The sequence below is a fragment of the Knoellia locipacati genome (assembly GCF_007992835.1).
Taxonomy (GTDB): domain Bacteria; phylum Actinomycetota; class Actinomycetes; order Actinomycetales; family Dermatophilaceae; genus Knoellia; species Knoellia locipacati.
This window is the reverse complement of sequence record NZ_BKBA01000008.1, coordinates 86,829-110,311: the sequence shown is the minus strand read 5'-3', so window position 1 is coordinate 110,311 and position 23,483 is coordinate 86,829. Positions and strand designations below refer to the sequence as shown.

The following is a 23,483-nucleotide window of genomic DNA, read 5'->3' as shown; positions in this document are numbered from 1 at the left end:
GCGACGGTGGGCGGCGCACAGGGGTGAGCGCGAGCGCGAGGCGAGCGGACGGCATACCCGGTCGTCGTCCGGCTGCGTGCCCACACACCACTGATTGCCCCACCGCGAGGCCTCGCGGTGGGGCAATCAGTTGAGGAGGGAGCGGGTCAGCGGATGCCGTAGAGGTGCTCGAGCGCGAGCTGGTCGAGATGCTCGAAGCCCATCCCACGCGCAGCCGCCTCGTCCGGGTCGAAGGCCTCGGCCCGCAGCGCGGCGAGCCCCTCCCCCTCGGCCAGGGTCGGCGTCGCGAGCTGATCCAGACGTGACGCCTCGAGCGCGGCCTGCACCTCGGGGTCGGCACGGAACGCCCGCGACTTCTCCTTGAGCACGAGGTAGTTGCGCATGCAGCCGGCGGCCGAGGCCCACACGCCGTCCATGTCCTCGGTGCGCGGCGGCTTGAAGTCGAAGTGCCGCGGCCCGTCGTAGCCCCCGGTCTCGACGGTGTCGACCGTCCAGAAGGCCCCACGGGCGTTGCCCGCACCGAACCTCAGGTCCTGGTCGTAGCGGGGACCGGTCTGGCCGTTGAGGTCGAGGTGGAAGAGCTTGCCGTGCCACAGCGCCTGGGCGATGCCGTGTGCGTAGTTGAGCCCGGCCATCTCCTCGTGGCCGACCTCCGGGTTGAGACCGACGAGCTCGGGGCGCTCGAGCTCGTTGATGAACGCGAGCGCGTGCCCGATCGTCGGCAGCAGGATGTCGCCGCGCGGCTCGTTGGGCTTGGGCTCGATCGCGAACCGGATGTCGTAGTCCTGCTCGACGACGTAGTCACCGAGGAGGTCGAACGCCTCCTTGTAGCGGTCCAACGCAGCGCGCACGTCCTTGGCGGCGCCGGACTCCGCACCCTCGCGACCACCCCACGCGACGAAGGTCGTCGCGCCGAGCTCGACGGCGAGGTCGATGGCGTCGGCGACCTTGCTGATGGCGTAGCGACGGACGTCGCGGTCGTTGTTGGTGAAGCCGCCGTCGCGGAACACGCCGTGCGAGAACAGGTTCGTCGTCACCATCGGCACGACGAGGCCGGTCTCCTCCAGCGCTCGTCGGAACGGCGCCAGCTGCTCGAGCCGTTGCGCCGTCGACGTCCCGAAGTCGCTGACGTCGTCGTCGTGGAAGGTGATGCCCCACGCGCCGAGGTCGGAGAGCCGGTGCACCGCCTCCACCGGGTCGAGCGGCGGGCGCACCGCGCCACCGAAGACGTCGACGCCCTGCCAGCCGACCGTCCAGAAGCCGAACGAGAACCGGTCGTCTCGGGTGGGCGTGAAGTCCGCCGCCACCGCGCCGCCGCCGCCGCCGCCGCCGCGCACGTCACCGCTCACGTCGCCGCTCACTGCTCGTCCTTGCCCGAGCTGAACGCCGCATCGAACGCCGCCTCGGGCCGGTCGAACGCGAGCCGGCGCACGAAGCCGACCGCCTCGGCCGCGCCGACGAGCCGGTCCATGCCGGCGTCCTCCCACTCGACGGAGATGGGGCCGTCGTAGCCGATGGCGCCGAGGGTGCGGAAGCAGTCCTCCCACGGCACGTCCCCGTGACCGGTCGAGACGAAGTCCCAGCCGCGTCGCGGGTCCGCCCACGGCAGGTGCGACGAGAGCCTTCCGTTGCGGCCGTTGCCGACCCGCATCCGGACGTCCTTGCAGTCGACGTGGTAGATCCGGTCCTGGAAGTCCCAGATGAACGCCGCCGGGTCGAGGTCCTGCCACACCATGTGCGACGGGTCCCAGTTGAGGCCGAACGCCTCGCGGTGCCCGATGGCCTCGAGGGTGCGCACCGTCGTCCAGTGGTCGTAGGCGATCTCGGACGGGTGGACCTCGTGCGCGAACCTCACGCCGACCTCGTCGAAGACGTCGAGGATCGGGTTCCAGCGGTCGGCGAAGTCCTGGTAGCCCGCCTCGATGGTCTCGGCCGAGACCGGCGGGAACATCGCGACGTACTTCCAGATGGCCGAGCCGGTGAAGCCGATGACGACGTCGACACCGAGCTTGGCGGCGGCCCGGGCGGTGTCGGCCATCCGCTGGGCGGCGCGCTGGCGCACCCCCTCGGGGTCGCCGTCGCCCCAGATGTCGGCCGGCAGGATGTCCTGGTGGCGCTGGTCGATCGGGTCGTCGCAGACGGCCTGGCCGACGAGGTGGTTGGAGATGGCCCAGACCCCGAGGCCGTGGCGCTCGAGGATCTCGCGGCGGCCGGCGACATAGTCGTCCTCGGCCAGGGCCCGGTCGACCTCGAAGTGGTCACCCCAGCAGGCGATCTCGAGCCCGTCGTACCCCCACGAGGCGGCCAGACGGCATACCTCCTCGAAGGGAAGGTCGGCCCACTGTCCCGTGAACAGGGTGATCGGTCGTGCCACGGTGTCCTCCAGTTTCATCTCTCTCGGCCGGTTCCACGAACGTAGAATCCGGGTCACGTCCTGCTGGTCAAAGAGTCGGGCGGAAACCGTCCCGGTCGGGTCCGTTGCTGCAACAGCGAACCCGACCGGGCCGGCGACGGGGGATGTCAGCCGCGCAGGGCGGCCAGGTTGTCGTAGCTCGTGCGGGCGAAGGCCAGCGACTGGCCGGGGTTGGCGGTGCCACCCGGTGCAGTGTCCTGCTCCCACATGGGGTTGTGCGAGCCCTTGGCCCCGACGCGGCGGAAGAACGTCGAGTAGTCGATGTCGCCCTCACCGAACGGCGTCATGACGTAGCCGTTGGTCTGGGTGGCGTCGCGACGCCCGTCCTTGGCGTGGAAGAGCGGGAAGCGCTTGGTCTGGGCGGCGACGAGGGCGGCCGGGTCGAAGACCGACCTCACCGGGCTGCCGTCCGGCGCCGTGTAGGTGTGGTGCTTGTACTGCGCCACGTGCGCCCAGTAGATGTCCATCTCGAGGAAGACGTGCTTGGGGTCGGTGTTGGCGAGGAAGTGCTCGAGGCGCCGGATACCGCTGCTGCGCGTCGGGCGACCCTGCGCGTCGAGCGGCCCGCTGTCGAGCAGGAAGCTGTAGGCGACGTCGTGGTTGTGCGTGTAGAGCTTGAGCCCGTGCTCCGAGGCGCGCTTGCCGAAGAAGTCCCACCGCTCCGCCGCTGCGACCCAGTCGGCGACGTAGGCCGAGCTCGTCGGGTCGTTGCCGGTGCCGATGTGGCCGAGACCGAGGATGTTCGCGATCTCGCACGCCGTGTCGAAGGCCGCGACGGTCTGGTCGGTGATGGTGCTCGGGATGCTGCCGTGGTTGCCCTCGGCCTCGAGCCCGAGGTCGTCGAGCCACGACTTGAGCAGGGTGGCGCCGGCGACGGTGTTGAGGTTGTTGCCGCCCTCGGCGTTCGCGTGCTGGGTGTAGCCGGCGAACTCGATCTGGCGGAAGCCGATGCGCGACAGCTCGCCGAGGACCTCCTTGAAGCCCGAGGCGAGGTCGGTCGTGTTCGGGTCGCGCGAGATCGCGTCGCGGACCGTGTAGAGGATGATGCCGCGCTTCGAGGCGGGCACGAGCGTGCCGTTGGCGTTGCCGACGGGCGAGGCGTATGCCGTCGCGGCACCTGCCGCTGTCGCGGCACCGGCCGTGGCCATCGCGGTCGTCGCCGCGAGGAACTGGCGGCGACCGAGGCCCAGCGTGCGGGCCAGCTCGGGGATCTTGACGTCGTTGTCGTTCATGGTGCTCCTTCGTCACTGCAATGACAGGGGGGAACAGCGGGACCGGTCAGCCTCCTTTGCCTGCGCTGGTGTGGTGGTCGGCCACGGACGAGCGGGGTGGTCGGTGGGGTCCTCGGCGACGGCTCAGGTGCCGGCCGGGGAGTCGATGGCCGTCCAGGCGGAGCCGCTGGCCGCGCTGGACTCCACCGCGGCGAGCACCTCCTGGACCGCGAGCCCGTCGGCGAACGACGGGGTGGGGTCGACGCCGCGGGCGATGGCGTCGACGAGGTCCGCGGCCTGGTGGGTGAACCCGTGCTCGTAGCCGAGGCCGTGACCCGCGGGCCACCAGTTCTCGACGTAGGGGTGGCTGGGCTCGGTGACCGTGATCTTGGTGAAGCCCGACTCGCGGGCGTCGACCGAGGCGTCGTGGAGGTGGAGGACGTTCATGTCCTCGAAGTCGAACGCCAAGCTGCCCCCGGAACCGTTGAGCTCCAGGCGGATCGAGTTCTTGCGACCCGTCGCGAACCGGGTCGCCTCGAACGTGCCGAGACCTCCCCCGCTGAGCCGGGCGATGAAGATCGCGGCGTCGTCGACGGTGACGGCACCACGCGCGCCCCCGTCCTGTGCCGAGGCCGACAGGCCCTTGACGCTCCCCGCGATCGGGCGCTCCTTGACGAACGTCTCGGTGGTCGCGCTCACCCCGGTGATCCGCTCCCCGGTGATGAAGTGGGTGAGGTCGATGATGTGGGCGCCGATGTCACCCAGGGCGCCCGAGCCGGCGCGCTCCTTCTCGAGGCGCCACGTCAGCGGGGACTCGGGGTCGACGAGCCAGTCCTGGAGGTACTGCGCGCGCACGTGCCGGATCTCGCCGATCCGGCCCTCCTGCACGAGCTGGCGGGCGAAGGCGATGGCCGGCACCCGACGGTAGGTGAAGCCGACCATCGAGCGAATCCCGTTGGCAGCAGCGCGTTGTGCGGCCTCGGCCATGCGTCGCGCCTCGTCGACCGTGTTGGCCAGCGGCTTCTCGCACAGGACGTGCTTGCCGGCCTCGAGTGCGGCGATCGCGATCTCGGCGTGGGTGTCGCCCGGCGTGCAGATGTCGACGACGTCGACGTCGGGGCGGGCGATGAGCGCGCGCCAGTCCGTGTCGACGTGCTGCCAGTCGAACCGGCGTGCCATCTCGGCGGCGGCGGCGCCGTCACGACCGGCGATCGCGACGAGGTCGGGGGTGAGCGCCGGGTCGAAGAAGCTGCGGGCGTTGCGCCAGCCCTGGGAGTGGGCCAGGCCCATGAAGGCGTAGCCGACCATCCCGATGCCGATCCGGCCCGTCTCGGTGGCGGCGTGGGCCTGCGGTGCGGCGGTGCCCGCCTGTGCCAGGTCGGTCGCCGTGGTGTCCGTGGTCATGAGAACCCTTTCCGGGAGGTCTCCGGGGGCCGCGCGGGGCAGCCGGGCGTCGAGGGGATCGGGTCCGCGCGGCCCAGGGATGGCCGCGCGGACCCCGGTCGAGGGTCGGTCAGGACTCGAAGCCGAGCGGGAGGTACTCCTCCACGTTCTCCTTCGTCACGACCGGAGCGTCGAGGACGATGCGACGCGGGATGGCGACCTGGACGAGGTCGCTCATGCTCTTGTCCTGGGCGAGGAGGCGGGCCAAGCGGACGCCGTCAGCGGCCTGCGTGGGCGGGTAGAGGACCGTGGCCTCCATCTTGCCCTCCTTGATCCAGCGCATGGCGTTGGCCGAGCCGGCGCCACCGATGAACGCGAACTCGCTGCGCTTGGCGTTGTCGAAGGCCGCCATGACGCCGACACCCTGGTCGTCGTCGTGGTTCCAGATGATGTCGATCTTGGGCGCGGCCTGGAGCAGGTTGGAGGCGACCTTCTCACCGGACTCGACGGTGAACTCCGCGGCGACGCGGTTGTCGACGGTCTGGTTGCACGCCTTGAGCGCGTCGGCGAAGCCCTTGCTGCGGTCCTGCGTCAGGGGCAGGGCGTCGATGCCGGCGATCTCGGCGATGACCGGGTTGCTGATCTTCTTGTCGTTGACGAGCTTGCAGGCGTAGGTGCCCGCACTGACGCCCATGCCGTAGTTGTCACCGAGGACGGTCGTGCGCGCCGCGAACGGCGTCGAGAACTCACGGTCGACGTTGACGACGATGATGCCGGCGTTCATCGCCTTGGTCGCGACCTCGGTGAGGGCGGCGCCGTCGGTCGGGAGCAGGACGATGGCGTCGACCTTGTCGTTGATGAAGGTCTCGACCTGCGCGATCTGCTGGCTCGCGTCGTTGGTGCCCTCGGCGGCCTTGAAGTCGACGTCCGAGAACTTCTTGGCCTCCGCCTGGGCGGCGCTGTTGATGGCGCCGAGCCAGCCGTGGTCGGCCGCGGGGCCCGAGAAGCCGATGGTGACCTTGTCACCCGGCTCGTCGTTGTTGCTCCCCGCGCGCTGGCTGTCCGAGGACGTCGAGCCCTCGGCCTCGGGGGTGTTGCTCGTGCAGCCAGCGGCGACGAGGACGACGACGCCGAGGGCCGCGGCGACGCGGACGGGACGGGAGATGGTGCGAGGGTTCATGGTGCTCTCCTGGGGCTGTGGTGCGAGGTGGTGAAGGGAGTGGTGGTGCCGTGCATGACGCTGGTGTGGAGCAGGGGGGCCCACGCCGTGGGCCCGGCCGTGGTGCCGTGGTGCGGACGAGCCGTGGCTAGGTGCTGCGACGGCGGGCGGCGAGCCGCTGCTGGAGGAGGACGGCGGCGACGATGACCACGCCCTTGGCGACGTTCTGGGTCGAGGTGTCGACGTTGTTGAGCGTGAAGACGTTGGTGAGCGTCGTGAAGATGAGGACACCGAGCACGGTGCCGACGATGGTGCCGCGCCCGCCGCTGAGGAGCGTCCCGCCGATGACCGCGGCGGCGATGGTGTCGAGCTCGAGCAGCCCGCCGTGGGTTGACGTCCCGGTCGTGGTGCGGGCCATGAGCATCACGGCGGCGAGCCCGCAGGCGAGTCCGAGGAGGACATAGAGGTATGCCGTCTGCCGCTCGACCTTGATGCCGGCCAGTCGCGCTGCCTCGGGGTTGCCACCGATGGCCAGGGTGCGACGGCCGAAGGTCGTGCGGTTGAGCAGGACCCAGCCGAGCGCGGCCACGATGGCGAAGATGATGACGAGCACCGGGATGCCGAGGACGCTGCCGCCGAAGAAGTCGATGAAGGAGCGGTCGCGGACGATCTGGGTGCGGCGCTGGGCGATGAGCTCGGCGAGACCGCGGGCGCTGGCGAGCATGGCCAGGGTGGCGATGAACGGCGCCACCTTGCCGTAGGCCACGAGCACGCCGTTGACGAGCCCGCAGGCGCCTCCCACGAGGAGCGCGGTGAAGACCATGACGATCCAGTGGATGTCCGCGGCCAGCGTCTGCGTGGCCAGGGTGGTCGCCCAGACCGAGGAGAGGGCGACGATGGCGCCGACCGAGAGGTCGATGCCCCCACCACAGATGACGAAGGTCATGCCGATGCTCACGACGCCGACGACGGCAGCGAGCCGGAGGATGGTCAGCGCGTTGTCGATGCTCCCGAACCGCTCACCTGCGGTGGCGAGCCCGACGACGCAGAGGATGACGAGGGCGATGACGAGGCCGAGGTTGCGGGTCGCAGAGCTGCCGGCGAGACGGCTCAGCGCGCTCGGGCCGGACCCGGCCGTGGCTGCGGGGGCCGCCATCTCCTGGGTGCCGACGGGCTCCTCGGAGGTGCGGGGGGTCTCGACGCTCATGCGGCGTCTCCTCTCATGATGATGTCGAGCACCTGGTGCTCGTCGAGGTCGCCGGCGGGCGCCTCGTGAAGGACCTGGCCGTCACCGACGACGAGGACGCGGTCGGACAGACCGAGGACCTCCTCGATCTCGCTCGACACGACGACGACGGCGACACCGTCGTCGGCGAGCCTGCGGACCAGGGCATAGATCTCGGAGCGGGCGCCGATGTCGACACCACGCGTGGGCTCGTCGAGCAGGAGCACCCGGCAGCCGCGGAGCAGCCAACGGGCGAGCACGACCTTCTGCTGGTTGCCACCGGACAGGGTGCGGATCTCACGCGAGATCCCGGTCGGTCGCAGCTCGAGGCTCGTCGCGAGCTCCTGGGCCGCGGCGTTCTCGGCGCCGCGGTCGATGAGGCCGCCCCTGGAGAAGCGGGTGAGCGTCGCCATGCTGATGTTGTGGGCGACGCTGTTGCCGAGGACGAGCGCCTGGCTCTTGCGCTCCTCGGGGCAGAGCCCGACGCCGGCGTCGACCGCGGAGCCGACCGAGCCGGGCCGGAGTCGGCGACCACCCACGCTCACGGTGCCCTCGTCGGCCCTGCGGGCGCCGAAGACGGTCTCGACGATCTCGGAGCGACCAGCGCCCACCAGGCCGGCGAGACCGACGACCTCGCCCGGGCGCACCTCGAAGCTCACCTTCTCGAACTCGCCGCGACGCGAGATGCCGTCGACGACGAGCAGGGGCTCACCCTCGGGTGCCGCGGCTGCCCGCTCGGGGAAGACGTACTCGATGGAGCGGCCGGTCATGAGCCGGATGACCTCTCCGGTCGGAGTCTCCTCGGCGGACAGGCCCGTGGCGACGGTGCGTCCGTCCTTGAGGACCGTGACGCGGTCACCGATGACGCGGATCTCCTCGAGGCGGTGCGAGATGTAGACGACGGCGATGCCCTGGGCCGTGAGCTGGCGGATGACGTCGAAGAGGCGCTCCACCTCACCGCTGTCGAGGACGGCCGACGGCTCGTCCATGACGATGAGCCGCGCCTTGCGCGACAGCGCCCGGGCCATGCTCACGATCTGCTGGCCGGCGGCGGACAGGTCCCCCACCTCGGTCGTCGGGGAGATCTCGGGGTGACCGAGGCCTGCGAGCAGCTCGCGCGTCGCGGCGCGGGCGGCCGAGCGCTGCGAGAGTCCGAACCGCGACTTCTCGTGACCGAGGAAGATGTTCTCGGCGACGGTGAGGCCCTCGACGAGGTCGAGCTCCTGGTACATCGTCGCGATGCCCATGTCCATGGCGGCCTGCGGGTGACCGAGCGTGACCTCCGTGCCGTCCCACGTGATGGTGCCCTCGTCGGGCGTGTGCACCCCCGCGAGCGTCTTGATGAGGGTCGACTTGCCCGCGCCGTTCTGGCCGAGCAGGCAGTGAACCTCACCCGGGAGCACGTCGAGGTCCACGCCGTCGAGTGCCGTCACTCCGGGGAACCGCTTGACGATCCCTGCCATCACCAGAAGTGGTGAGGCGTCATTGCCTCTGCTCATGGGTCAGAACCGTAGGAGTCTTTTGCATGTCCGTCAAGCAAAAGCGTGAATCTCATCGCACACATCTGTGTGCATCGTGGGCGAAACTCGCGATTTGTGCTTGACTACCCGCGTGAACTCCCCCGGCACCCTCCCCCTCACCGATGGGCCTACCGGTGCCGGCGCCCTGCTCCAGCTCATGCGCGACGGACGCCCCCGCACCCGGGCCGAGATCATCCAGGTGACCGGGCTCGCGCGCTCGACCGTCGGCACCCGCGTCGACTCGCTCCTCGCGGCCGGGCTGCTCAAGCCCGCCGGGGAGTCGCGCTCCACGGGCGGGCGCCCGCCGGTGCGATTCGCGTTCAACCCCTCCGCCGCCGCGGTCATCGGCGCGGACCTCGGGGCGACCCATGCGACCGTCGGCCTGACCGACCTCGACGGCACGGTGATCTCCGACCGGACCGTCGAGCTCGACATCGCGAGCGGTCCCGGCCCGGTCCTCGACCGCGTCGTCGAGCTGGGCCGCGAGCTGCTCAAGGAGGCCAAGCGCACGCGCACCGACCTGGCCGGCGTCGGCATCGGGCTGCCCGGTCCCGTCGAGCACTCCAGCGGCCGCCCCGTGTCGCCGCCGATCATGCCCGGCTGGGACGGCTACGACGTCCCGGCCCACGTCTCCGCCGGCCTCGGTGGTCCCGTCCTCGTCGACAACGACGTCAACATCATGGCGCTCGGGGAGCACGCCACGATGCACCCCGACGTCGACCACCTCGTGTTCGTCAAGGTCGCCACGGGCATCGGCGCCGGCATCATCACCGGTGGCCAGCTCCACCGTGGCGCCCAGGGCGCGGCCGGCGACCTCGGCCACGTCGCCGCACCGCACGGCGACGGCGTCCTCTGCCGGTGCGGCAACGTCGGGTGCCTCGAGGCCGTCGCCAGCGGACCCGCCATCGTCGCCCGCCTCGCCCGGGGCGGCGTCGACGCCCACGACACCCGCGGGCTCGTCGACCTCGTGCGTGGCGGCAACGTCGAGGCCATCGCCGAGATGCGCGCGGCCGGTCGTGAGATCGGCGCCGTGCTCGCCTCGACCGTGAGCCTGCTCAACCCGCAGGTCATCGTCGTCGGGGGGCTGCTCGTGCAGTGCGCCGAGAGCCTGCTCGCCGGCATCCGCGAGGTCGTCTACGGCCGCTCGCTCCCGCTGGCCACCGAGCAGCTCCAGATCGTCGCCGCCCGCACCGGCGGGCACGCGGGCGTCATCGGCGCCGCGACCATGGTCATCCAGCACGTGCTCTCCGCCGAGGAGGTCGAGCGCCAGCTCGCCTCGGTCGCCTCCTGACCCACTGCGTCCGCAACGCCGGTCAGGAACCCGACCAGGTCTGCGGACGCAGCCGAGGGGCCGGCATACCAAGCAGGTCACAGTTGCGCCCACGACGCGGGAGGGTGCGCGCGTCCCGGCACCGGGGCCCATACAGTGGCGGCGTGATCTTCAAGGCCGTCGGCGACACGCGTCCGTACCCCGAGCACGGGTACAGCACGCGTCAGTGGTCCAACGTGCCCCCGCGCCTGGTGCGGCTCGACGACCTCGTCACGACCAAGCGCACGCTCGACCTCGGGATGCTGCTCTCGGAGGACTCGACGTTCTACGGCGACCTGTTCGCGCACGTCGTCGAGTTCGAGGGGACACTCTACCTCGAGGACGGACTGCACCGGGCCCTGCGCGCGGCCCTGCACCAACGGCCGACGCTCCACGCGCGCGTCCTCGTCATCGAGTAGCCCGCCATGGCCGAACGCGACCTCTCCTCCGAGCTGCGGCACCGCCGGCAGAACCGCCGGGCGACGACGACGATCCTCATCGTCCTGCTCCTGCTCTTCTTCGCGTTCTGGTACGCCTACTCGTACTACCGCGCCTCGGGTGGGGGCGAGGAGGCGACACCGCGCACCGGCGCGACGTGCACCCCCTTCAACCCGAAGCTGCCGACGCCCGCGACGACCCGCGTCAACGTCTACAACGCGTCGAGCAAGAACGGCCTCGCGGCCCGCACCGCCGCCGAGCTGCGCGAGCGCGGCTTCGTCATCGGAGAGGTCCGCAACGACCCGCTCGGGCGCAAGGTCAACGTCGTCGAGGTCCGCTACGGCCAGGCGGGCAAGAGCCGGGCCCACCTCGTCGTCCCGCTGGGCGGCAAGGGGACGACGTCGATCACCGACAAGCGCAAGGACGCGACGCTCGACATCGTCCTGGGCAGCAGGTTCTCGACCCTCGCACCCAACCCGACGCCCACCGGCCTGCCGATGTGCCCCTCGCCCAGCACCACCACGTCGAAGTCGTCGTCGTGACGGTCGCGACGGGGGCCCCGATCGTGCTGACCCCCGAGATGACCACGACGCAGGCCCTCGACATCGTCGTGCGTGCCGCCGGCGACCACGTGCGCCACCACAGCGAGCTGCTGCGCGCCGGCCACGACCCCGAGGCCCTGCACCAGGTGCGGATCGGCATCCGGCGGGCGCGCGTCGCGTTCGCGCTCCTGAGCCGTCCGCTCGGCGACGGCGAGAAGCTCGCGTGGGTCAGCACCGAGATCCGTGACCTCGCCGTGCCGCTCGGGCGGGCGCGCGACCTCGACGTCGCCGTCCGCGACCACGCCGGCCACCTCACCGGGGCACCGCGTGCGCTGCTCCTGGAGCGCCGCGCCGCGGCCCACGACGAGGTCCTCGAGGTGCTCTCGTCCGACCGGTGGAGCGACCTCAGGACCCACGTCGACGGGCTCCTCCGCCACCTGCACGACGAGGTCCCCCACGACCCGCCCGTGCTCGAGGCCGCACCGGACGCCCTCGACCGCCGGCTCCGTCGCGTCCTGCGTCGCGGTGCCGACCTCACCCACGCCTCACGCACCGAGCGGCACTCCGTGCGCAAGGAGGCCCGCAAGCTCCGCTACGGCATCCAGTTCTTCGGAAGCCTGTATGCCGTCCCGCCCGAGTCGGCCCACGCGCCCGGCTCCGCGCCCCACGACCTGGCGACGGTGGTCGCGCACCTCCAGGACACGCTCGGCGAGCTGGGTGACCTCGAGACCAGCCACCACCTCCTCGAGCTCGTCGACGTCACGCCGCCCGAGACCGACAAGCAGCCGCTCCTCGACCAGGCGTCGGCGATCGTCGCGGATCTCGGTGCGCGAGAACCCTTCTGGCGCCACCCCGCCCAGTGACCACCCTGCGCACGTCCCCCGCGGTGCGTGCCGGCGTCGCGTTCCTCGGCTCCCGGCTGCTGCTCGGGCTCACCGTGCTCGCCATGGCCGCGGTCGCCGGCCAGGGGGCCGTTGCCCACGAGTGGGCGAGCGGCGTCTGGTGGCTCGACCGCTTCTCGGCGTGGGACAGCTACCACTTCGTGCGCATCGCGACCCTGGGCTACCTCCCGCCGGGCCTCGACTGCTGCGACCAGGCGTTCTTCCCGGGGTACCCCATGCTCATGGCGGCCCTCGCCCCGCTCACCGGCGGCAGCGTCACCGGCGCCGGCGTCCTCACCTCCCTCGTCGCCGGGGCGATCGCCGCCGCGCTGCTGTGGCAGCTCGTCCGCGACGACGCCCGCGGCGGTCCGGTGGCGGCTCGCCGGGCGGTCCTGATGCTCGCCCTCGCGCCGTGCGGCTTCTTCCTCGTCGCCGTCTACACGGAGGCCCTCTTCCTCGCCCTCGCCCTCGGGGCCTGGCTGCTCGCCTCACGGCGCCACTGGTGGTGGGCGGGTGCGCTCGCGGCGTTGGCGACCGGGGTCCGCGTCAACGGGCTGTTCCTCGCCGCCGGGCTCGCCGTCATGTACGCCCTGCAGTGGCACCACGACGGGCGACCCCGTCCGCGCTGGGACGTCCTCGCCCTCGGACTTCCCGCACTGAGCATCGGTGGCTACGTGCTCCACCTGCACTCCCTCACCGGCTCGTGGGACGCGTGGCGCGAGGCGGAGCACCGCGGCTGGGACCGCTCGACCGCCACCCCGTGGACCGGGATCGCGACGGCCTGGCAGTCGCTGCTCGACAGCCCCAACGCCTGGCTCGCCGCGAGCCGCGCCGCCGACATCGTTGCCGTTCTGCTGGGTGTCGCCGTGTGCCTTCTCCTTGCGCGACAACGTCGTTGGCCCGAGCTGACCTACCTCTCGCTCACCGTCGGCGTGGTGCTCTGCTCGACGCTGTGGGTGTCGGCGCCGCGCTACGCCCTCACGTGGTTCCCCGCCTACCTCGCGGTCGGGACGATCCGGGAGGGGACGGCATACAGGCGGCTGTATGCCGTGGGGCTGGGACTGTCGGCCGTGCTCCTCGTGGGTGCGACGTGGGCCGCGGCCACGAGGCACTGGATCGCCTAGGCACGGACTGCCCCAGCGAACTCCCAGACCCATGGGTGACAATCTCCCCGACATCGTTCGAATTCTCAGGAGTGTGACGTGGCCCCGTCCGGGAGTGGCAGCAAGAAGGCGCGCGCGAGCCAGCGCAGTGCCTCCGACCGTGTGACGCAGATGCGCAAGGAGCAGCAGAAGAAGGACAAGCGTCGGCTGTTCGCGATCTGGGGTGCCGCCGCGGTGACCATCGCGATCGTCGTCGGAGCCGTGGTGTTCGCGGTCATCCACGACAAGGCCAACACCCCGAGCCTCGACGCGGTCAAGGACTACAAGTACGCCGCGGGCGCGCACGTCCAGACCCCGGTGACCTACAAGGAGAACCCGCCCGTCGGTGGCGAGCACAACCCCGTGTGGCTCAACTGCGGCGTCTACGACAAGCCGGTGCCCAACGAGAACGCCGTCCACGCGCTCGAGCACGGCGCCGTGTGGGTGACCTACAAGCCCGACCTGCCCAAGGCCGACGTCGACAAGCTCAAGGACGTGCTGCCGAGCACCTACGCCGTGCTCTCGCCGTACGACGGGCTCCCCTCGCCGGTGGTCGCCTCGACCTGGGGCCACCAGATCCAGCTCACCGGCGCCGACGACCCGCGCCTCGAGGAGTTCATCAAGGAGTACCGCCAGGGTCCGGACACCCCCGAGCCCGGCGCGCTCTGCACCAACGGCACCGACGGCACCGACCCGTCCGTGTCGCCGAGCCTCACCGGTGGCGCACCCGCCGCTCCGTCCACCGGCGCGACGCCGTCGACCAGCCCCTCGTCGATGCCGGGCGCGACCCCCTCGCCGTCCGCATCGTGACCGAGTCCGACCACGCAGTGCCGACGGCCTCGCCCCGCTCCCGGGGTGAGGTCGTCGGTCTGTCCGTCCTGCTCGCCGTCGGCTCGTTGCTCGCCGGACTGGTGCTCGGCTGGGCGCTGTTCGGGCGGGGCGGGTTCCCGCTGGACGGGTCGGCCGAGGCGGGCTTCGCGCGCGACATGCAGACGCACCACGGGCAGGCGGTGCAGATGTCGCTGCTCGTGGCCGAGCGCACCGAGGACCCGGCGATCCGCACGTTCGCCAACGACATCGCGACGAGCCAGCAGCAGCAGGCCGGCCAGATGTTCGCTTGGCTCCAGCTCTGGGGGCTCACGCCGACGGGGTCACAGGCGCCGATGGCGTGGATGGGTTCGGACCACCACGGTGCGACGTCGGCGTCGGGTGACGCCGTGCCGATGCCGGGCATGGCGTCCGAGGCGGACCTCGCGCGGCTGACCGCGGCGCGCGGTGTCGAGGCCGACCGGATCTTCCTCACGCTGATGATCGCCCACCACCGCGGCGGTGTGGAGATGGCCGATGCCGTGCTCGCGCGCTCGGACCGCAAGGAGGTCGTCACGCTGGCCCGGGCCATGAAGTCGGCGCAGACCTCGGAGATCACGGCGATGCAGGAGATGCTCGCTGCGCGCGCCTGAGCACCACCTTTTGCTCCCCGTGCGGGAACCTCGAGGGTCCGGAGGGGACATTTCCCTCCGGACCCTCTGTCTTCCCTCCAGATGCCCGCCCACCTGCCGGCCCGTATGCCGTCTGCCCGCCCCTCGATTTCGCTCACGCGGGCTCGTTGCGTATCCTGCTTCGCGGTGGTGTGTCCGAGCGGCCTAAGGAGCACGCCTCGAAAGCGTGTGAGGGTGCAAGCCCTCCGTGGGTTCAAATCCCACCGCCACCGCCATGTGATGTCTCAGGACATCGGCAACACCCCGAACCCTCAGGGTTCGGGGTGTTGTGGTTTCTGGGGCTGGTACTTGCGGGTGGTGTCGAGGGTGAGCTGGCGTAGGACTTCGCCGGTGGTGGCGTCGATGATGGTGATGTCCAGGCCGTTGACCAGCGCTTTCACGGTGGTGCCGTTGTGGTGGCGGCCGATGCCGATGGAGTAGAGCGTTCCGCCGTGACGCAGGGTGATCTTGCCGGTGTGGACCTTGTCGGTGCGCACGCGCGCGTGAGGCCTGCCTGTGGGTTCGGGCCGGGGGTTCGCCTTGGCAGGGATGCGTAGGCCGCCGCCGGGGTGCGTCGGCCCAAGGCTCGGTGAGGTCGTTCGTGGTTGTACTCGTACCGGAACCGGTCGAGCAGGTTTTGCAGCTGGGCGAGGGTGGTGGGCTGTTCGGGTTGGCGGGTCAGCCACGCCTTCATCGTCTGTTGGAACCGTTCGACCTTGCCCTGGGTCTGGGGGTGGTTGCCGCGCCCGTTCTTCTGCCGGATGCCCAGGGTGGCGAGCTCGGCCTCGAACGCGTTGCGTCCCCCGCTGGTGCGTTTGGAAGCGTGGCGGACGGTGTACACCATCCCGTTGTCGGTGAGCGTGGATGCGGGACAGCCGTGTTCGCTCATTGCGTCACGGAAGGTGGTGAGCACGATCTGTCCGGTGACGCGGTGGTGTGCGGTGATGTGCAACGCCATCCGGGAGTGGTCATCGAGCCAGGTGATGACTTCGGCATCGTCTCCGGGGAGCCGGACATGGGTGAAGTCGGACTGCCAGCACTCGTTGGGCTGGGCCGCCTCGAACCGCAGGTAGGCACTTTTCGGCTTCTTCTTGGGCGCGGGAGTGACCCGGCCGTGACGGGACAGGATCCGCGCGATCGAGGCCCGTGAAGGCACCGGCGACAGCGCCCCGACCCGGTCAAGGTGCCAGTGGATTGTTTCCGGGCCGGCATCATGCCCGACCGCCGTAAGCCGGTCCCGTTCGGCCAGGACCGCAGCGATGGCTTCGGGCCCGGCCCCTGTCGGGGTCGTTCTGGGTCGTCGTGAGCGAGGCTCGAACGCGCCCTCTCCCTCGGCCCACCACCGAGCCATCAACCGCGATACCCACGCACGGGACAGCCCATACCGACGCGCCGCCTCCGCCTGGCTCAAGCCCTCGACGGTGACCGCGGTGATGACCAGCTTCGCTCGAGACACCACCACATCGCAGCGCCGAACTGTTGCCTATGTCTTGAGACACCTGTTGCGGATGTCCTGAGACTCAACACCACCGCCACCGCCAGAACGGAAAAGCCCCGAGCTTCGGCTCGGGGCTTTTTCGTCGTCCCGCGCTCCCGGTCCTCACGAACGCGGCACATCTCCCCCGTTCGTGAGGACCGTGGAGACGACGGTGCGCTCAGGGCCCTGACCTCAGGACTCGACCCGCACCCCTTGACACTCTCCGAATGCCGTGTGCAATATATTGCATGCCAATCCCGCAGAACCCGCCGACGCGGCCCCGCCTGCTCCTGCGCGACGACGCCTACCTGGCATTGCGCGCGGGGATCATCGACGGCACCTTCGCTCCCGGCGAGCGGCTCAACGACGCCGACCTGGGCCGCTGGCTCGGCGTGAGCCGGACCCCGATCCGTGAGGCCCTCGGGCGTCTGGAACGGGCAGGTCTCGTACAGTCCAAGCCCGGCAGCTACACCCGCGTCAGCCCCCTCGACGTGCGCGAGGCCCGGGCCTCGCAGTCCGTGGCAGCGGCACTGCACGAGCTGGTCGTCCGGGAGGCGGTCCCGAACCTCTCCGAGGGCGACCTGCGGTCCATGCGCGAGGCCAACCGCCGCTTCGCCGAGGCCCTCGACGCCCACGACGCCGAGGCCGCACTGTCCGCCGACGACGACTTCCACGCCGTCACCGTCACCGCGAGCGCGAACCCCGTCGCCGCGACCGTCCTGGAACAGGTCACCCCCGTGCTCCGCCGGCTCGAGCGGATCCGCTTCGCGAGCCTCGACGGGCGAGGCTCGATCACCCTCCACGAGCAGATCATCGCGCTCTGCGAGGCCGGTGACGCCGCTGCGGCGGGCCGGGCCGCACAGGAGAACTGGCAGACCCTGCTCCCCCTCGTCGACCTCGTCGACGACGCCGACAGCAGGGCCGGCCAGGCCGGCTGACCGGCCTCCCCACCCGGGCCCCGGCCCACCCCGACCCAGAACCCAGGAGACACCCATGTCCATCGCGGACTTCGAGCGCTACCCCCTGACCTTCGGCCCCAGCCCCGTGCACGCCCTCGACCGGCTCACCGCCCACCTCGGTGGCGCCCAGGTGTGGGCCAAGCGCGAGGACGTCAACTCCGGGCTGGCGTTCGGTGGCAACAAGACCCGCAAGCTCGAGTACATCGTCCCCGACGTGCTCGCCTCGGGCGCCGACACACTGGTCTCGATCGGTGGGTACCAGTCGAACCACACCCGCCAGGTCGCCGCCGTCGGCGCCAAGCTCGGCCTCAAGGTGCGCCTGGTCCAGGAGCGCTGGGTCAACTGGGAGGACCCCGGAAACGACCGCGTCGGCAACATCCTGCTGTCCCGGATCATGGGCGCCGACGCCCGGCTCGACCCCGCCGGCTTCGACATCGGCATCCGCCAGTCGTGGCAGGAGGCCATCGACGAGATCGAGCGCGAGGGCGGCAAGCCCTACCCGATCCCGGCCGGCGCCTCGGAGCACCGGCTCGGCGGTCTCGGCTTCGCGAACTGGGCCTACGAGCTCGCGGCGCAGGAGGAGCAGCTCGGCGTCTTCTTCGACACCATCGTCGTCTGCACCGTGACGGGCTCGACGCACGCGGGCATGATCGCCGGCTTCGCCGCCCTCGAGGAGGCCGGTGGCCGTCCCCGCCACGTGCTCGGCATCGACGCCTCGGCCACGCTGCAGAAGACTCGCGACCAGGTGAGCCGGATCGCCCGCCACACGGCCGACCTCATCGACCTGGGCCGCGACCTGCGCGAGGACGAGATCACCGTCCTCGAGGGCTGGGCCGGCGACGAGTACGGCATCCCGGTGGACTCGACCATCGAGGCGATCCGGCTCGCGGGCAGCCTCGAGGGCATGATCACCGACCCTGTGTACGAAGGGAAGTCGATGGCCGGCCTCATCGACCTCGTCACCTCGGGCGAGATCGCCAAGGACTCCACGGTCCTCTACGCCCACCTCGGCGGCCAGCCTGCGCTCAACGCGTATGCCGGCGCGTTCGAGTGAGCCGGGAGGGTCACCATGCCGGCTGACACCCATGCCTCCCCCGACCTCACGACGCTGCGCCAGATGGAGCTCACCGCCGACGACCTCCGCTCCGCCGCGAACGCCCGGGCCCGGTTGCGCCGCAGCACGGCGACGTTCTTCTCGACCCACGACCTGCTGGTGGCACCCGCCGTCCAGGTCGCACCCTTCGACGCCACCCTCGAGTACCCGTCCGAGGTGGCCGGCGTGTCGATGGACACCTACCTCGACTGGATGAGGGCGGCCACGCTGGTCTCCGCCACCGGGCTGCCCGCCATGTCCGTGCCCGCCGGGTTCGACGGCGACGGGCTGCCGGTCGGGCTCCAGCTCGTCGGACCCGAGGGTTCGGACGAGGTCCTGCTGGCGGTGGCCGAGGTGTACGAGCTGGCCAACCCCCAGCACCTGCGCCGCCCGCGACTCGACGTCCTCGCCCGCGCCTAGCCGCGGCGGTCCACGGTCTGGCGCTGACCGGCATAGGGCATGGAACAGCCCGCGGGCCCGCCGCCCCCGAACTGGGAGACAGCGAGTGCAGGGGACGACCTGCACGACCCGCGGGCTGCGGTGAACTGCGTTGGATTGCGCCGGGCGGCGCGACCTCGAGCAGTCGAGGTGCACGACTAGCGCGCAGTCACCTCACGCGTCCAATGAGAAATCACTTCTTGGACCACCTCCCTTCCGTGTCCTCCGACGCTAAGCCGGGAGGCCCGCTGCGCGCAACGGTTTTGTCGGGCGCCGATGCCGACGTCGAGTGTGTTGCGTGGCAGCCGGCGTCGCCGGTGAGCCGCGCGCAGGGCGGTCAGGCGCGTGCCGACGCGGTCCGCCGCCAGCTCCACACGCCCACCCCGACGATGATCAACGCCCCGAGCAGCACCGCCCCCGCGGTCCCGAACCAGTCCACGACCTGCTCGTAGGACCTCCCCGCCGCGTAGCCCGCGAGCACGCTCCCCACGGCCCACGACCCGGCACCCAGCAGGTCCCAGGCGAGGAACTTCGCGTACGGCATACGAGAGATCCCCGCGAGCGAGGGCATGACCGAGCGCACGAACGGGGTCCACCGGCCGAGGAAGACCGCCAGCCCACCACGCAACCTCAGCCGCGCCTCGGCACCGGCCAGCCGCTGGCGCCGCGCCGGGTTCGTCACGCGGCGGTGGAGGCGCGGACCGGCGAAGCGACCCACGGCATACCCGACGTTGTCGCCGAGGATCGCCGCGGCGAGCACGACCACGAGGACGGACGCGAGGGAGGTCTGGCCGATGGCCGCCGCGGCACCGGCGAGCACGGCGACGGTCTCGCCCGGCAGGACCATCCCGACGAAGATCGCGCACTCCCCGAACACGACGAGCGCGGCGATCGTGAGGATGACCCACGGCGGCTGGTCGAGCAGGGTCGCGAGGACGTCGCTCACCGGCGCTCCCCGAAGAAGTCGAGCAGCTGGCGCGACGCCTCGCGCTGGAGGACTCCGCCGACGACCTCGATCCGGTGCGTGGCCCGCCGGTCGCGCACGACATCCCACACCGAGCCGGTCGCACCGAGCTTGGGGTCCCACGCACCGAGGACGATCCGGGAGATCCGCGCGAGCATCGCGGCGCCCGCGCACATGGGGCACGGCTCGAGGGTCACGACGAGCGTGCAGCCCTCCAACCGCCACGAGCCCGTATGCCGTGCCGCCTCGCGGAGCGCGACCACCTCGGCGTGCGCGGTCGGGTCGCCCTCGACCTCACGCAGGTTGCGCCCCTCGCCGATGACCACGCCGGCGGGGTCGAGGACCACGGCACCGACGGGCACGTCCCCGTCGTCCGCTGCACGCGCGGCGAGCTCGAGTGCGCGACGCATGGCGACGGCATACTCCTCGCGCAGCGGAGCGGTCGGAGGACCTGACGCTGGTCCGGGGTGGGCACACACACGCTAAGTTTCACCCATGCGCGTTCACGTTGCCGACCATCCGCTCATTGCACACAAGCTGACCTACCTGCGTGACAAGCGGACGGACTCCCCGACGTTCCGCCGGTTGGCCGAGGAGCTCATGACGCTGCTCGCCTACGAGGCGACGCGCGACGTGCGGGTCGAGCCGTTCGAGATCGAGACGCCGGTGGCGCCGACGACGGGCATCAAGCTCTCCAACCCCAAGCCGCTCATCGTGCCGATCCTGCGCGCCGGGCTGGGCATGCTCGAGGGCATGGTGCGCCTCCTGCCGAGCGCCGAGGTTGGCTTCCTCGGCATGCAGCGCAACGAGGAGACCCTCGAGGCGATCACCTACGCGAACCGCCTGCCCGACGACCTGTCCGGGCGCCAGGTCTACGTCCTCGACCCGATGCTCGCCACCGGCGGCTCGATGGTCGACGCCATCAAGTTCCTGCTCGAGCGCGGCGCCGACGACATCACGGCCGTCACGCTGCTCGCCGCACCCGAGGGCATCGCGCACCTCGAGGAGTCGCTCGCCGACGCCGGTGTGCCCGTCCAGCTCGTCACCGGGTCGATCGACGAGAAGCTCAACGAGCTCGGCTACATCGTGCCGGGGCTCGGTGACGCCGGGGACCGCCTCTACGGCGTCGTCTGACGCCACGCCCGACACGCCGTGTGGCCACATGAGTCACACCAGTCACACCTCCATCCGTCATCATGAGGTGCTGCGAAGTCGAGTCTGCGCGCGCGCCTGCGCCTGACCTGAACCCGAGAGAGAGTCGACGTGTCCATGCCCCCGGTCAAGAAGATCGTCACGTGGCTGCTCGTCATCTTCCTGCTCTACGCCATCTTCACCTCGCCCTCCGACGCCGCCAACATCGTCGGCAGCGCTTGGGACGTCATCGCCAACGGCGTGGCCAACATCGGTCGGTTCTTCGACTCCCTGATCGCCCGGAGCTGACCTTGGCGGCCGGGCGCCTCGATCGAGAGCTGGACCGCTACCTCGTCGATGGCGAGAACGTCGTCACGATGGTGCGCCAGCACTGGTTCTCGCAGATCCGCCCGATCGCCCTCTTCGTCGGCCTGCTCTTCCTCGCGACCTACGTCGAGGCCGAGGCACCCCGCACCCGCGGCGGCGCGATGCTCGCGAACTTCTTCTGGTATGCCGCGTTCGCCGGTGCGCTGTACCTCCTGTGGCGCTATCTCAACTGGCGCCACGACTGGTTCGTCGCCACCGACAAGCGCTTCCTGCTCTTCTACGGCTTCGTCCGCCGCAAGGTCGCGATGATGCCGCTCATGAAGGTCACCGACATGACCTTCGACCGCTCGATCATGGGGCGGATCATCGGCTACGGCACCTTCCTGCTCGAGTCCGCCGGGCAGGACCAGGCGCTCGGCCACATCGAGTACGTCCCCGACGCCGAGCGCCACTACCGCGCCATCTGCACCGTGCTCTTCGGCTCCAACGAGGCCGCCCGCGACCCCGAGGACGGGTGGGCCGGCGACGACGGGGACGACGAGGGCCCCGACGGTGGCGGACGGGGCGGGCGACCCGGTGGCCACCCCGGCCGGGGACCCGTCGGTGACTACGACGACGGGTGGCAGGACCACTGGGAGGACCCGCACGGCTGGCGCGACTACCTCGGGCGAGGTGAGGGCGCGACGGGGGCGGACGGCATACGCAACCCGGTTCGCGAGTCACGCTCTGTGACGCCGCCGCACGAGACCCTTTACCGGAGCTCCGATCTCCTGCACGCTTCTCGATTGGAGGACACGGGCGAGATCCCGGTGATCAGGCCACGCACCCAGCGCAGGCCCGGACGAAAGGGAATGCGATGAGCGTGATGCGGACCAAGTCCATCGAGCAGACCATCCGTGAGGGTGACGAGCCCGAGTACCAGCTCAAGAAACGTCTCACCGCCCTCGACCTCACCGTGTTCGGCGTCGGCGTCGTCATCGGCGCCGGTATCTTCACCGTCGCCGGCCGCGCGGCCAGCGAGCTCGCCGGCCCCGCGGTCATCATCTCGTTCATCGTCGCCGCCATCTGCTGTGCGCTGGCGGCGCTCTGCTACGCCGAGTTCGCGTCGTCGATCCCGGTGTCGGGCTCGGCCTACACGTTCTCGTACGCGTCGCTCGGCGAGCTCGTCGCCTGGATCATCGGCTGGGACCTGCTGCTCGAGCTGCTGCTCGGCGCATCCGTCGTGGCACAGGGGTGGTCGGCGTACCTGGGCATCTTCCTCGACCACCTCGGGATCACGATCCCGGAGTCCGTGGCCTACGGCTCGTCGTTCGACCTGCCAGCGTTCCTCCTCGTGCTCGCGCTCACGGTGCTCGTCTCGGTCGGCATCAAGGAGTCGCTGCGGGTCAACATGGCGCTCGTCGCGCTCAAGATCTTCATCGTCCTGTTCGTGATCTTCGCCGGGCTCTCGTACATCAAGACCTCGAACTACAGCCCGTTCATCCCGCCGTCGCTGCCGAGCAAGAGCGGCTCGACGATGGAGCAACCGCTCGTCGAGGCCCTCTTCGGGTTCGCGCCGTCGGCGTTCGGCATCTCGGGGATCTTCGCCGCGGCCTCGCTCGTCTTCTTCGCCTACATCGGGTTCGACGTCGTGGCGACGACCGCCGAGGAGGCCAAGAACCCCGCCCGCGACCTCCCCCGCGGCATCCTGGGCTCGCTCGTCATCTGCACCGTCCTCTACTGCGCCACCGCCCTCGTCCTCACCGGCATGGTGAAGTACGACCAGCTCGACAAGGCCGGGTCGCTCGCCGGCGCGTTCGAGCAGGTGGGCAAGCCGGGCTACGCGACGCTCATCTCCGCCGGCGCCGTCGCGGGTCTGACGACGGTGGTCATGACGCTGCTCATCGGCTCGTCCCGCGTCGTCTTCGCGATGTCGCGCGACTGGCTGCTCCCGTCGGGGCTGGGCAAGGTCAACCGCCGCACCGGCACCCCGCTCAAGATCACCATCGGTCTGGGGCTGCTCGTCGCGATCGTCGCCGCTGTCACGCCCGTGGGCAAGCTCGAGTTCATGATCAACATCGGCACGCTCACGGCGTTCTTCCTCGTGTCGATCGCCGTGCCGGTGCTGCGCAAGCGGCGGCCCGACTTCGAGCGGCCGTTCCGCGTGCCGTTCAGCCCGTGGCTGCCGTGGCTGTCGGCGGCGATCTGCGCCTATCTCATGTTCACGCTGCCGGTGGAGACGTGGATCCGCTTCGTCATCTGGATGGCGCTCGGCTTCCTCATCTACTTCGTCTACGGGTACCGCCGGTCGCGGCTCGCCGGGGAGGCCCGCGAGGGCGAGGTCCCGAGCATGACCTCGACCTGACGCCTCCCCCACCTCAGCTTTTGCTCCCCATGCGGGAACCTTGAGGGTC

General features: G+C 70.7%; 25 protein-coding genes and 1 tRNA gene. 15 read left to right on the top strand and 11 right to left on the bottom strand.

Annotated elements, in window-relative coordinates; all coding sequences use genetic code 11:
• Nucleotides 1-146: 146 nt before the first annotated feature.
• The 7 genes from xylA to KLO01_RS08620 form a co-directional block, all read right to left on the bottom strand.
• Nucleotides 147-1,307 carry a xylose isomerase gene (gene xylA, locus KLO01_RS08650; protein ID WP_147065188.1) on the bottom strand — a complete coding sequence of 387 codons (1,161 nt, stop codon included), beginning with the start codon at nucleotides 1,305-1,307 and terminating at the stop codon, nucleotides 147-149.
• Nucleotides 1,308-1,357: 50 nt separating this feature from the next.
• A complete protein-coding gene (locus KLO01_RS08645; protein ID WP_147064177.1) occupies nucleotides 1,358-2,374 on the bottom strand; it encodes a sugar phosphate isomerase/epimerase family protein in 1,017 nt (338 codons plus the stop codon).
• Nucleotides 2,375-2,520: 146 nt separating this feature from the next.
• Nucleotides 2,521-3,645, bottom strand: a complete 1,125-nt coding sequence (locus KLO01_RS08640; RefSeq protein WP_147064175.1) for a sugar phosphate isomerase/epimerase family protein — start codon at nucleotides 3,643-3,645, stop codon at nucleotides 2,521-2,523.
• Nucleotides 3,646-3,768: 123 nt separating this feature from the next.
• A complete protein-coding gene (locus KLO01_RS08635) occupies nucleotides 3,769-4,932 on the bottom strand; it encodes a Gfo/Idh/MocA family protein (RefSeq protein ID WP_147065186.1) in 1,164 nt (387 codons plus the stop codon).
• A 205-nt stretch (nucleotides 4,933-5,137) separates the two neighbouring features.
• The gene (locus KLO01_RS08630) at nucleotides 5,138-6,187 is read right to left on the bottom strand and encodes a substrate-binding domain-containing protein (protein ID WP_147064174.1); all 1,050 of its coding nucleotides are present in this window, start codon (nucleotides 6,185-6,187) and stop codon (nucleotides 5,138-5,140) included.
• Between the two features lie 127 nt (nucleotides 6,188-6,314).
• On the bottom strand, nucleotides 6,315-7,373 hold the full coding sequence (locus KLO01_RS08625) for an ABC transporter permease (protein ID WP_147064172.1): 1,059 nt from the start codon (nucleotides 7,371-7,373) through the stop codon (nucleotides 6,315-6,317).
• On the bottom strand, nucleotides 7,370-8,890 hold the full coding sequence (locus KLO01_RS08620) for a sugar ABC transporter ATP-binding protein (RefSeq protein ID WP_371860258.1): 1,521 nt from the start codon (nucleotides 8,888-8,890) through the stop codon (nucleotides 7,370-7,372). The genes KLO01_RS08625 and KLO01_RS08620 overlap by 4 nt, the downstream gene beginning before the upstream one ends.
• A gap of 178 nt (nucleotides 8,891-9,068) precedes the next feature.
• On the opposite strand from KLO01_RS08620, the gene KLO01_RS08615 reads away from it, so the two are divergent.
• The 8 genes from KLO01_RS08615 to KLO01_RS08580 all read left to right on the top strand — a co-directional run bounded on the left by KLO01_RS08615 (nucleotide 9,069) and on the right by KLO01_RS08580 (nucleotide 14,937).
• Nucleotides 9,069-10,202, top strand: a complete 1,134-nt coding sequence (locus tag KLO01_RS08615) for an ROK family transcriptional regulator (protein ID WP_147065184.1) — start codon at nucleotides 9,069-9,071, stop codon at nucleotides 10,200-10,202.
• Nucleotides 10,203-10,345: 143 nt separating this feature from the next.
• On the top strand, nucleotides 10,346-10,639 hold the full coding sequence (locus tag KLO01_RS08610; protein ID WP_009776380.1) for a type II toxin-antitoxin system VapB family antitoxin: 294 nt from the start codon (nucleotides 10,346-10,348) through the stop codon (nucleotides 10,637-10,639).
• Between the two features lie 6 nt (nucleotides 10,640-10,645).
• Complete coding sequence (locus KLO01_RS08605; RefSeq protein WP_147064169.1) at nucleotides 10,646-11,200, top strand: LytR C-terminal domain-containing protein; 555 nt, start codon at nucleotides 10,646-10,648, stop codon at nucleotides 11,198-11,200.
• A complete protein-coding gene (locus KLO01_RS08600) occupies nucleotides 11,197-12,063 on the top strand; it encodes a CHAD domain-containing protein (protein WP_147064167.1) in 867 nt (288 codons plus the stop codon). The genes KLO01_RS08605 and KLO01_RS08600 overlap by 4 nt, the downstream gene beginning before the upstream one ends.
• Complete coding sequence (locus tag KLO01_RS08595; RefSeq protein WP_147064165.1) at nucleotides 12,060-13,205, top strand: mannosyltransferase family protein; 1,146 nt, start codon at nucleotides 12,060-12,062, stop codon at nucleotides 13,203-13,205. The genes KLO01_RS08600 and KLO01_RS08595 overlap by 4 nt, the downstream gene beginning before the upstream one ends.
• Nucleotides 13,206-13,283: 78 nt before the next feature.
• The gene (locus KLO01_RS08590) at nucleotides 13,284-14,033 is read left to right on the top strand and encodes a thioredoxin-like domain-containing protein (RefSeq protein ID WP_246136124.1); all 750 of its coding nucleotides are present in this window, start codon (nucleotides 13,284-13,286) and stop codon (nucleotides 14,031-14,033) included.
• Complete coding sequence (locus tag KLO01_RS08585) at nucleotides 14,030-14,683, top strand: DUF305 domain-containing protein (RefSeq protein WP_246136123.1); 654 nt, start codon at nucleotides 14,030-14,032, stop codon at nucleotides 14,681-14,683. Before KLO01_RS08590 ends, KLO01_RS08585 begins: the two co-directional genes overlap by 4 nt.
• A 164-nt stretch (nucleotides 14,684-14,847) precedes the next feature.
• Nucleotides 14,848-14,937, top strand: a tRNA-Ser gene (locus KLO01_RS08580).
• A 36-nt stretch (nucleotides 14,938-14,973) separates the two neighbouring features.
• Here the strand turns inward: KLO01_RS08580 and KLO01_RS17495 are convergent.
• Both KLO01_RS17495 and KLO01_RS08575 read right to left on the bottom strand, forming a co-directional pair.
• On the bottom strand, nucleotides 14,974-15,102 hold the full coding sequence (locus KLO01_RS17495) for a hypothetical protein (protein WP_275938374.1): 129 nt from the start codon (nucleotides 15,100-15,102) through the stop codon (nucleotides 14,974-14,976).
• Entirely contained in the window at nucleotides 15,099-16,157 is a 1,059-nt protein-coding gene (locus tag KLO01_RS08575; protein WP_246136122.1) for an IS481 family transposase, read from the bottom strand. Before KLO01_RS08575 ends, KLO01_RS17495 begins: the two co-directional genes overlap by 4 nt.
• A gap of 269 nt (nucleotides 16,158-16,426) precedes the next feature.
• Between KLO01_RS08575 and KLO01_RS08570 the strand changes: the two genes are divergently transcribed.
• Genes KLO01_RS08570 through KLO01_RS08560 form a run of 3 tightly spaced genes read left to right on the top strand, consistent with a single transcriptional unit; the run spans nucleotide 16,427 to nucleotide 18,650 of the window.
• On the top strand, nucleotides 16,427-17,116 hold the full coding sequence (locus KLO01_RS08570; RefSeq protein WP_147064163.1) for a GntR family transcriptional regulator: 690 nt from the start codon (nucleotides 16,427-16,429) through the stop codon (nucleotides 17,114-17,116).
• Nucleotides 17,117-17,171: 55 nt separating this feature from the next.
• The gene (locus KLO01_RS08565; protein ID WP_147064161.1) at nucleotides 17,172-18,191 is read left to right on the top strand and encodes a 1-aminocyclopropane-1-carboxylate deaminase; all 1,020 of its coding nucleotides are present in this window, start codon (nucleotides 17,172-17,174) and stop codon (nucleotides 18,189-18,191) included.
• 15 nt (nucleotides 18,192-18,206) lie between these two features.
• A complete protein-coding gene (locus tag KLO01_RS08560) occupies nucleotides 18,207-18,650 on the top strand; it encodes an amidase family protein (protein WP_147064159.1) in 444 nt (147 codons plus the stop codon).
• 355 nt (nucleotides 18,651-19,005) lie between these two features.
• On the opposite strand, the gene KLO01_RS08555 is transcribed toward KLO01_RS08560, so the two are convergent.
• Nucleotides 19,006-19,614, bottom strand: a complete 609-nt coding sequence (locus tag KLO01_RS08555) for a DedA family protein (RefSeq protein WP_147064157.1) — start codon at nucleotides 19,612-19,614, stop codon at nucleotides 19,006-19,008.
• On the bottom strand, nucleotides 19,611-20,042 hold the full coding sequence (locus KLO01_RS08550) for a nucleoside deaminase (protein ID WP_147064155.1): 432 nt from the start codon (nucleotides 20,040-20,042) through the stop codon (nucleotides 19,611-19,613). Before KLO01_RS08550 ends, KLO01_RS08555 begins: the two co-directional genes overlap by 4 nt.
• Nucleotides 20,043-20,127: 85 nt before the next feature.
• Between KLO01_RS08550 and upp the strand changes: the two genes are divergently transcribed.
• The 4 genes from upp (at nucleotide 20,128) to KLO01_RS08535 (ending at nucleotide 23,434) form a co-directional block, all read left to right on the top strand.
• A complete protein-coding gene (upp, locus tag KLO01_RS08545) occupies nucleotides 20,128-20,766 on the top strand; it encodes a uracil phosphoribosyltransferase (RefSeq protein WP_147064153.1) in 639 nt (212 codons plus the stop codon).
• Nucleotides 20,767-20,895: 129 nt separating this feature from the next.
• Complete coding sequence (locus tag KLO01_RS17155) at nucleotides 20,896-21,072, top strand: hypothetical protein (RefSeq protein WP_186828030.1); 177 nt, start codon at nucleotides 20,896-20,898, stop codon at nucleotides 21,070-21,072.
• 2 nt (nucleotides 21,073-21,074) lie between these two features.
• Nucleotides 21,075-21,950 (top strand): PH domain-containing protein, encoded by an 876-nt coding sequence (locus KLO01_RS08540; protein WP_147064151.1) that lies wholly within the window; start codon nucleotides 21,075-21,077, stop codon nucleotides 21,948-21,950.
• Nucleotides 21,947-23,434, top strand: coding sequence for an amino acid permease (locus KLO01_RS08535; RefSeq protein ID WP_147064149.1), 1,488 nt, complete (start codon nucleotides 21,947-21,949; stop codon nucleotides 23,432-23,434). Before KLO01_RS08540 ends, KLO01_RS08535 begins: the two co-directional genes overlap by 4 nt.
• Nucleotides 23,435-23,483: the final 49 nt, after the last annotated feature.

Coding starts and splice junctions, on each gene's coding strand:
- KLO01_RS08640 (WP_147064175.1), bottom strand. CDS start 3,645: ATGAACGACAACGACGTCAAGATCCCCGAGCTGGCCCGCACGCTGGGC.
- KLO01_RS08630 (WP_147064174.1), bottom strand. CDS start 6,187: ATGAACCCTCGCACCATCTCCCGTCCCGTCCGCGTCGCCGCGGCCCTC.
- KLO01_RS08625 (WP_147064172.1), bottom strand. CDS start 7,373: ATGAGCGTCGAGACCCCCCGCACCTCCGAGGAGCCCGTCGGCACCCAG.
- KLO01_RS08635 (WP_147065186.1), bottom strand. CDS start 4,932: ATGGTCGGCTACGCCTTCATGGGCCTGGCCCACTCCCAGGGCTGGCGC.
- KLO01_RS08565 (WP_147064161.1), top strand. CDS start 17,172: ATGTCCATCGCGGACTTCGAGCGCTACCCCCTGACCTTCGGCCCCAGC.
- KLO01_RS08620 (WP_371860258.1), bottom strand. CDS start 8,890: ATGAGCAGAGGCAATGACGCCTCACCACTTCTGGTGATGGCAGGGATC.
- KLO01_RS08615 (WP_147065184.1), top strand. CDS start 9,069: ATGCGCGACGGACGCCCCCGCACCCGGGCCGAGATCATCCAGGTGACC.
- KLO01_RS08535 (WP_147064149.1), top strand. CDS start 21,947: ATGAGCGTGATGCGGACCAAGTCCATCGAGCAGACCATCCGTGAGGGT.
- KLO01_RS08560 (WP_147064159.1), top strand. CDS start 18,207: ATGCCGGCTGACACCCATGCCTCCCCCGACCTCACGACGCTGCGCCAG.
- KLO01_RS08570 (WP_147064163.1), top strand. CDS start 16,427: ATGCCAATCCCGCAGAACCCGCCGACGCGGCCCCGCCTGCTCCTGCGC.
- upp (WP_147064153.1), top strand. CDS start 20,128: ATGCGCGTTCACGTTGCCGACCATCCGCTCATTGCACACAAGCTGACC.
- KLO01_RS08605 (WP_147064169.1), top strand. CDS start 10,646: ATGGCCGAACGCGACCTCTCCTCCGAGCTGCGGCACCGCCGGCAGAAC.
- KLO01_RS08550 (WP_147064155.1), bottom strand. CDS start 20,042: ATGCGTCGCGCACTCGAGCTCGCCGCGCGTGCAGCGGACGACGGGGAC.